A 7,921-nucleotide genomic window follows, 5' to 3' on the forward strand; every position below is an offset into this window, starting at 1 on the left:
GGGACTGCTGCACGGTGTGGTGACATCTGATCTGGCTTGCCCGTGGGGCGGCCTGGAAGGATGTTGCTGTGCCTGTTCCCTATCCCGAAGAGTTCCGTGACGACGTCGTGCGCGTGGCCCGCAACCGCGAGAAGGGCGTCACCCTTGCGCAGATCGCGAAGGACTTCGGCGTCCATGAGATGACGCTGTCGAAGTGGCTGCGCCAGGCCGCCGTGGAGGACGGCGAGAAGCCTGGTGTCACCAGGTCCGAGTCGGCGGAGAACCGTGAGCTGAAGAAGCGGATCCGGCTGCTGGAGCAGGAGAACGAGGTCCTGCGCCGCGCGGCGGCCTACCTGTCGCAGGCGAACCTGCCGGGAAAAGGCTCTACCCGCTCGTGAGAGAGCTCGCCGCCGACAAGATCCCGGTCGCGGTCGCGTGCCGGGTACTGGGGCTTGCTCGCCAGCACTACTACCGGTGGCTTCGCCGGCCGGTGACCGAGGCCGAGATCACCGAGGCCCACCGGGCGAACGCGCTGTTTGACGCCCACCGCGACGATCCCGAGTTCGGCTACCGGTTCCTCGCCGGGGAAGCCGAGACGGCAGGCGAGCGGATGAGTGAACGGACCGCGTGGCGGATCTGCCGGGACAACGCCTGGTGGTCAGTGTTCGGGAAGAAGCGGTCGAAGAACGGCAAGCGACCCGGGCCGCCGGTGCACGACGACCTTGTCCGGCGTGACTTCACCGCGAACGCGGTGAACGAGCTGTGGCTGACGGACATCACCGAACATGCCACCGGAGAGGGCACGTTGTACCTGTGTGCGGTCAAGGACGCCTGCTCCGGCCGGATCGTCGGTTACTCGATCGGCAGCCGGATGCAGGCACGGCTCGCGGTGAACGCGCTGGACAACGCCGCCGCACGCAGAGGCGTGGTGGCCGGCTGCGTCGTCCACTCCGACCGCGGCTCGCAGTTCAGGTCCCGGAAGTTCATCCACGCCCTGAACCGTCACGGCCTGGTCGGATCGATGGGAAGGGTCGGCGCCGCCGGTGACAACGCGGCCATGGAGTCGTTCTTCGCACTCCTGCAGAACAACGTCCTGGACCGCCGCACCTGGACCACCCGAGAAGCGCTCCGCACCGCGATCGTCATCTGGATCGAACGGACCTACCACCGGCGTCGCCGACAACTACGGCTGGGCCGATTGACCCCCATCGAGTTCGAGACCACCATGAAGCCCGCCGCAGCCCTCGCGGCATGAAACCCGACTGTCACCCATCCGTGCAGCAGTCCCAACAGCTCGCTCAACGCCACGCTCTGTTGCCCGGCCAGCAGCGGCTCCTGCAGGAACTGAGATTCTTCCCGGTCTGACCACGGGTGCAGGAGCTCGGTATCGCAGCCGCCGTTCACCCGTTCGGGTGGCGGATCCGGATCACGGCGTTCAGCAGCCCCCCATGCACTTGGCTGTTGAGTGTGGAGGGGCACGAGCACAGCGGGCGGGTGCAGCAGGCTGCCGCAGGGGGCGGCGGTGCGGGAATCGAGGCCGCGTTCGTCACGGCCGGCGGGCAAGTGACGCAGTTGCCGTGGGATCAGGCGGCGGTGTCGGTGCGGTTCGAGGACCTGGCGCCGGTATCCGCGTTTCCGGTTCTGCCGGGCCGCCGGTGGGGGCCGGGCTGGTGGTGGTCGGCGACCACCGGACGGCATGTCGTACACGGTTCGGCAGCGATGCGCACGCAGTTGATGGTCTTGGACCGGAATCCGGACGTGACCGGCCTTTCCGCCCGTCCGGTACGGCTGCTGTGGCGGGACGTTGCGAACGGGCGGGTGCGCTCGTGGGTGCCTCAACTGTTCGCCCGGTACGCGGACGGCACCGGCCTGCTCGCCGACTGCCCCTCCAGCCCGGCCGTCGGAGGTGAAAGGGCGCAGCGGGCGCGGGTGGTCCTGGAGGCTGCGTGTGCGCGCGTGGGCTGGTCGTACCGGCGGCTGGAGCCGCCTCCGGCGGTGGTGGCGGCGAATCTGCGGTGGCTGGCCGGCTACCGCCACCCCCGGTACCAGGGACCGCCCGGGCTGCAGGCCGCGCTGGCCGCAGCGTTCGCCGCGCCCCGGCCGCTAGCCGACGGCGTAGCCGTGGTGGGCGATTCCTTGCAGGTCCTACCGGCCGCCTATCACGCGCTGTGGTGCGGGCATCTGACAACGCCTCTCGATGAGCCGCTGCACGAGCGGGTGCTGATCTGCGCTGACGCAGAGCGTGGTGAGGGCGTCGAAAGGCGGCTGAGCAATGTCGGCGGCGATTCGGAGAGAGGTTGAGCCCAGTGGGCGGCACACACGGTAAGCGTCGGCGGCCGGTGGTGGAGGTCGGCGCGCACGTCGTCTACCGGGGGCAGACCTGGCAGGTCGCTGCGTTGCAGGGCCAGCAGGTCTACCTGTTGCAGGAGGACGGCGCGGAAATGAGCCTGCTGCTCGGGGGGTTGTTCGCCGATCCGGGCTTCGAAGTGGTGGGCGCGCAGGCGCCGGACACGGTGCCGCAATGGGGGCTGTTCGAGACCGTTCCGCTGGCGGCCCAGCAGCGGGCGCTGGCGTGGCTGCCCCACATCCGGGAGGTCGAGACCGGGTGGCCGCACCCTGAGGGCAGCCGCGAGGGGCAGGCGATGCGGCCGGAGTACGACCCGGAGCGGTGGACCCTGGCGCAGCGGGATGCGGCCAAGGCGAAGGAGCTGACCGCGCTCGGCTTCACCCGGGTGACCCGCACGACGGTCGAGCGGATGCGGCACGCCTACCGCAAGCAGGGCTTGTGGGGGCTGGTCGACAAACGCACGGTGCCGACACGCGGCCGTCATCCGACGGGGTATGCCGACGAGCTGGTCGTGGCCGCGGTGCTGGAGGCGCTGCGGCGTCAGCGAGGCCGGTCGAAGGGGACGGTGAAGGGACTGCAGGTGCTGGTCGGGCAGATCCTGGAGGACACGCACGGGCGCGGGGTGGTGGAGATGCCGTCGCGGTCGTCGTTCTACCGGCTGGTGAACGTGCTGGCCGACCCGGCCGAGCGTGCGGGACGTCCCGCACGCACCGCCACCGCACCCGCCCGCGCCTCGTCGGCTCCGGTGGTGCTGCGGCCCGGGGAGCAGGTGCAGATTGACACCACCCGCCTGGACATCATGGCCGTCCTCGAGGACGGCAGCCTGGGGCGGCCGGAGCTGACCATTGCCGTCGACGTCGCCACGCGCTCCATCCTGGCCGCCGTTCTGCGCCCGCACAGCACCAAAGCCGTCGACGCCGCCCTGCTGCTGGCGGAAATGGCCGTCCCCCATCCCGCCCGGCCCGCCTGGCCCAAGTCGCTGCATCTGTCGCGGGCCGAGGTGCCCTACGAGCGGATGCTGTCGCTGGACGAGCGGCTGGAGGGCGCGGCCGCCTGCCCGGTGGTCGTGCCCGAGACGATCGTCGTCGACCGCGGCAAGATCTACCTCTCGCAGGGCTTCGTCGCCGCCTGCGAGACGCTCGGGGTGAGCGTGCAGCCCGCCCCTCCGAGGCGACCACAGGCCAAAGCTGTGGTGGAGCGGACCTTCGGCGCGATCAACGACCTGTTCTGCCAGCACGTCGCCGGCCACACCGGCTCCAACCCCCAGCGCCGCGGCTCCGCGACGGCGGCCGAGGCGCGGTGGACGATCCCGCAGCTGCAGGACTTCCTCGACGAATGGATCACCTGCGGCTGGCAGAACCGGCCCCACGACGGACTGCGCCATCCCGTCCTTCCCAAAACCTCCCTCACGCCGAACCAGATGTGGGCCGCGCTGATCACCATCAGCGGCTACGTGCCCGTCCCGCTGACCAGGGCCGACTACCTCGAGCTGCTGCCGGTGCGCTGGCAGCCCATCACCGAACGCGGCATCCGCCTCGACTACCGCACCTACAACCACGAAGTCCTCGACCCCCACCGCGGCCAGCGCTCCGGTGTCGCCAGCAAAGACGGCAAGTGGGAGGTCCACCACAACCCCCACGACGCCCGCCAGATCTGGGTCCGCCTCACCGACGGAAAGCTCCACGAGATCGGCTGGATCCACCGCGACCACGTCCACCAGCCCTTCAACGACCAGATCTGGCGCCACATCCAGACCGAGGTCGAACAACGCGGGGACCGCGAGACGCACGAAGCCGACCTCGCCGACGCCCTCGACCAGCTCCTGCGCCGCACCTGCAGCCCCGCCGGGACCGAGCACAACACCCGCCGCCGGAGAACCCCCCCGCTCCGGAAGTACGGCAGCACAGCTGCCCGATCTGCCGGGCCAGCGGCGCCCCCTCGACATGGAGACCACACCGGCCCCGGCCCCGGACTGGAGCGAGAGCCTGGACGACCTCATCGGCATCGAGGCGGCGGCCGGGACGGACACGAGCGAGCCGGAGGGCGCGGGCGTGCAGGCGGCCGAGGCAGGCGGATACGGGCTGTGGGACGCCGAAGCAGAGGCCGAGCAATGGTAAACACCCCACCGGGCACAGACGGGGTGCCGACCACCAGTTCCTCATCGACGGCGGACCGGCCTCCCGGTGCCGCGGCGAGCACCGCCGGCGATGCCCCTCAGGCGCAGCAGTCGGTGACCACCTGGGACGGTTTCCAGGCCTTCGCCGCCACGCCGGTTGCAGCCCCTCCCCCGCCCGGCGCGCCGCCTCGCAGTCTCGAGGAACGCCTGGCCTACCACTCGCGGTTCGTCACCGTGCGCACCCCGGCCATCGATGCGCTCGCCAAGAACGTGCGCACCCTGATGATCCTCGGCCGCCACCAGGCGGTCACCGCACGGCCGTCCCTGATCGTCACCGGCCCCGCCGGTGCCGGGAAAACCACCGCGCTGCTCCAGGTCGGACGCGCCTGCCACCTCGCCCACACCCGTCGCCACGGCCCCACGGCAGCAGCCGGGCAGGTGCCCGTCGCCTACGTCCTGGTCCCGCCCGCCGCCAGCGCCAAGACCCTGGCCACCGAGTTCGCCCGCTACCTCGGCATCCCCGTCGCCGCCGGCATGTCCCAGGCCCAGATCACCAACGCCGTCTGCCACACCTACACCACCGCAGGCGTCCAGCTGGTGATGATCGACGAGATCCACCGGCTCAACCCCCGCACCACCACCGGCGCCCAGAGTGCCGACCTGCTCAAAGACCTCACCGAACGCATCGGCGCCACCTTCGTCTACGCCGGCATCGACGTCACCACCACACCCCTGTTCACCGGGGTGCGCGGCGCGCAGCTCGCCGGACGCGCCTCCCTCATCGACTGCGCCGCCTTCCCCGCCCGCCTCGGCGACCAAGAGCCCTTCCGCGACCTCGTCAAAGCCATGGAGAGCGCACTCGACCTGCGCCACCACCGGCCCGGAACCCTCCCCCAGCTGGCCCCCTACCTCCACGAGCGCACCGCCGGCCGCATCGGCAGCCTCGCCCGCCTCATCCGCCAGGCCGCCATCACCGCCCTGATCGACGGCACCGAACGCATCACCAAAACCACCCTCGAAGCAGTCCGCCTCGACCACCTCGCCGAACAGCACTACCGACCCCACACCCGAACCCGAAGCCGCAGTACCAGCACCCCATGACCCGGACAGACGTCACTGCCGGGGATGCGGCCGCAGCCGTCCCCGCGCAGCGCAGTGTCGTCACCGCAGGGACATGGCTGCAGATCCCGTCAGCCGCCCCGGGCGTGCTCCGCGTACGGCCGCTGACCGGCGAAGCGACCGCCTCATATGTGCAACGCCTCGCCAGCGGCTACCAGCTGACGCTGCCCCAGCTCCTCCACGGCGCCAGCATCACCCTCCACCGCCACGGCACCCTGCCAGCAGCCGAACTCCACCTCAATCACAACGCGGCCCGCCACCTCGCCGCCCTCGCCCGCACCCCACTCCCCCACCTGACACGCGCCCTGCCCCACCTCGCCCTGCTGGGCGACTCCCACGGCACCGAGGCCGCCGCGCACTGGAAACGGCTCGAGGCCGAGCAGCAGCCCGTCCGCGCCTGCACCCTGTGCACCCGCCACCGCAGCCACGGCATCACCGACACCGCGTGGCTCCACCCGTCACCGCCCGGGCTGATGTGCCCGCGCCATGAGCAAGCCGCTCCCGACCCACGGCTCACCTCCACCCTCCACACCCACGGCGTGCCCGAACTCGCCGCCGCGCACCACACCCACCAACGCCTTCTACGACACCCCCGCGCCAGCACCGCCTGGACCACAGCACGCGCCATCACCACCCGCTGGTACGACCACCAGCAACACCTCACCCACCGCTGGCGACAACGCCTGACCCGGCTCTGCGCGGCCAACCCCCACCTGACCACCACGCACAGCGCCTCACCCGCACTCCTGACCCGCGACCTGGTCACCTACCCCGAAACCGTCGCCCTCGCCCGCGCTCTCGCCACCCTCCCGAGCCGGCCACACCACAACACCGACGACGCCCTCACTCTCATCGCCCGCCGACTCGGCCTCACCCGCCTGACCCCCAGCGCGAACGACCCGCTCCGCGCCTTCCTCACCCACACACGCCACTGACCAGCAGCATCACCGCCCAGGCTGCAGCAGGTTGACTCGCGTCTTACGGCCTCAGCTGCCGACGGTGCGGCCTGTCTGCGCCCACCGGCCATCCTGAGTGACACCGAAGCTGAGCCGCCAAGGCTTGTGCCCCTCGGCTTCGCAGTCGGCCCACAGCCTGATCGTCGCGTTCTGGTACTGCCGCCGCCAGCGTTCCTCACCATCAGTGCCTTCGTACCAGGCCGGCTTTACGGAAAGGTCAAGGGCGAGCCGAGTGCGGTCACCTGCTTCCAGCGGGAACGGCGTGACGGTCCGACCGAGTTGGTCGGCGCCGTCGACTCCGGGCCGGAATCGGTAGGGGCCCCAGACGACCTGTGCGATCTCGTCCGGCGTCGGACCGCCAGCGAGTCCGGGTACCCGGGAACGGTCGAAGTCGTCCCGAATGATGAGTCGTATGCTCAGTCGGCCCAGCTGGGCCGGACCATCGAAGTGAACCGTTCCGGGTTTGATCGAGACTCTAGGTTGTGACTGTGACCTGGGGTTTCGTGGTTTCGAGGTAGTAGTTGGTCTCGTATTCGGCGGGTGGGATGTGCCCGATCTCACCGTGCAGTCGGCGGTGGCAGTACCAGTCGACCCATTCGGCGGTGGCCAGTTCGACCTCGGAGAGTGTCTTCCAGGGCCGACGGGGCTTGATCAACTCAGTTTTGAACAGGCCGATCGTGGACTCCATCAGGGCATTGTCGTAAGCGTCGCCGACCGATCCGATCGACGCGGCGATGCCTGCCCGGTCGAGGTGCTCGGCGAGCGCGAACGATGTGTACTGCGACCCGGCATCGGAGTGATGTATCAACTCGCCTTTCTGATGGGATCGTTGATCTCGGTCGCGTTGCCAGAGGGCCATCTCGAGGGCGTCCAGGACGAGTCGGGTCTCCTTCGAAGTGGCCGCGGACCAGCCGACGATACGGCGGGAGAAGGTGTCCACGACGAAGGCGACGTAGACGACGCCGGCGAACGTGGCGACGTGGGTGAAGTCGGCGACCCAGCAGCGGTTCGGGGCCGGGGCGACGAAGTCGCGGTCCACGAGGTCTGGAGCCCGTTCCGCACTCGCGTCGGGGATCGTGGTGATCACCTTCTTGCCGCGGACCGCTCCGGTGATGCCGAGCTCGCGCATGAGGCGCTCGACGGTGCAGCGGGCCACCGCGACATCCTGGCGGTTCAGGTGCCGCCAGATCTTCCGGGCGCCGTAGACACGGTAGTTGGCCTCGTACACCTTTGTGATGAGGGTCTTGAGCTCGGCGTCGCGGACGGTGCGGGCCGCGGGCGTGGCCTGGCGCTTGTGGTGGGCGTAGTAGGTGGACGGGGCGATCTTGCAGTCGTGGTCGGTGAGGACCCGGCAGATCGGCTCGACGCCGCCGAAGCGGCCCTTGTGCTCGTCGATGAACGCTA

General features: G+C 70.1%; 5 protein-coding genes and 1 pseudogene. 5 read left to right on the plus strand and 1 reads right to left on the minus strand.

Features of this window, described 5'->3' with window-relative positions; genetic code table 11:
• Positions 1 to 68 precede the first annotated feature (68 nt).
• From RH94_RS06085 to RH94_RS40630, 5 genes and pseudogenes are all read left to right on the plus strand, one after another.
• Positions 69 to 1,234, plus strand: a protein-coding gene (locus tag RH94_RS06085) for an IS3 family transposase (protein WP_234425562.1) whose coding sequence is annotated in 2 segments (ribosomal slippage) — positions 69 to 353 and positions 356 to 1,234 — 1,164 coding nt in all. Because the reading frame shifts where the segments join, the coding sequence is not laid out codon by codon here.
• Between the two features lie 212 nt (positions 1,235 to 1,446).
• Positions 1,447 to 2,280 carry a TnsA-like heteromeric transposase endonuclease subunit gene (locus RH94_RS06090; protein WP_079188914.1) on the plus strand — a complete coding sequence of 278 codons (834 nt, stop codon included), beginning with the start codon at positions 1,447 to 1,449 and terminating at the stop codon, positions 2,278 to 2,280.
• A gap of 1,466 nt (positions 2,281 to 3,746) precedes the next feature.
• Positions 3,747 to 3,944, plus strand: a pseudogene (locus RH94_RS46295) (transposase); the annotation flags it as partial.
• Between the two features lie 612 nt (positions 3,945 to 4,556).
• Positions 4,557 to 5,543, plus strand: coding sequence for an ATP-binding protein (locus RH94_RS06100; RefSeq protein WP_073946628.1), 987 nt, complete (start codon positions 4,557 to 4,559; stop codon positions 5,541 to 5,543).
• Positions 5,540 to 6,496: a TniQ family protein gene (locus tag RH94_RS40630; protein ID WP_158073025.1), complete on the plus strand. Its 957-nt coding sequence runs from the start codon at positions 5,540 to 5,542 to the stop codon at positions 6,494 to 6,496. Before RH94_RS06100 ends, RH94_RS40630 begins: the two co-directional genes overlap by 4 nt.
• A gap of 496 nt (positions 6,497 to 6,992) precedes the next feature.
• On the opposite strand, the gene RH94_RS06110 is transcribed toward RH94_RS40630, so the two are convergent.
• Positions 6,993 to 7,921 (minus strand): IS3 family transposase (locus RH94_RS06110; protein ID WP_079188869.1); only part of this gene is annotated, 929 nt, incomplete at its 5' end.

The sequence above is a fragment of the Streptomyces kebangsaanensis genome (genome assembly GCF_001906585.1).
Taxonomy (GTDB): domain Bacteria; phylum Actinomycetota; class Actinomycetes; order Streptomycetales; family Streptomycetaceae; genus Streptomyces; species Streptomyces kebangsaanensis.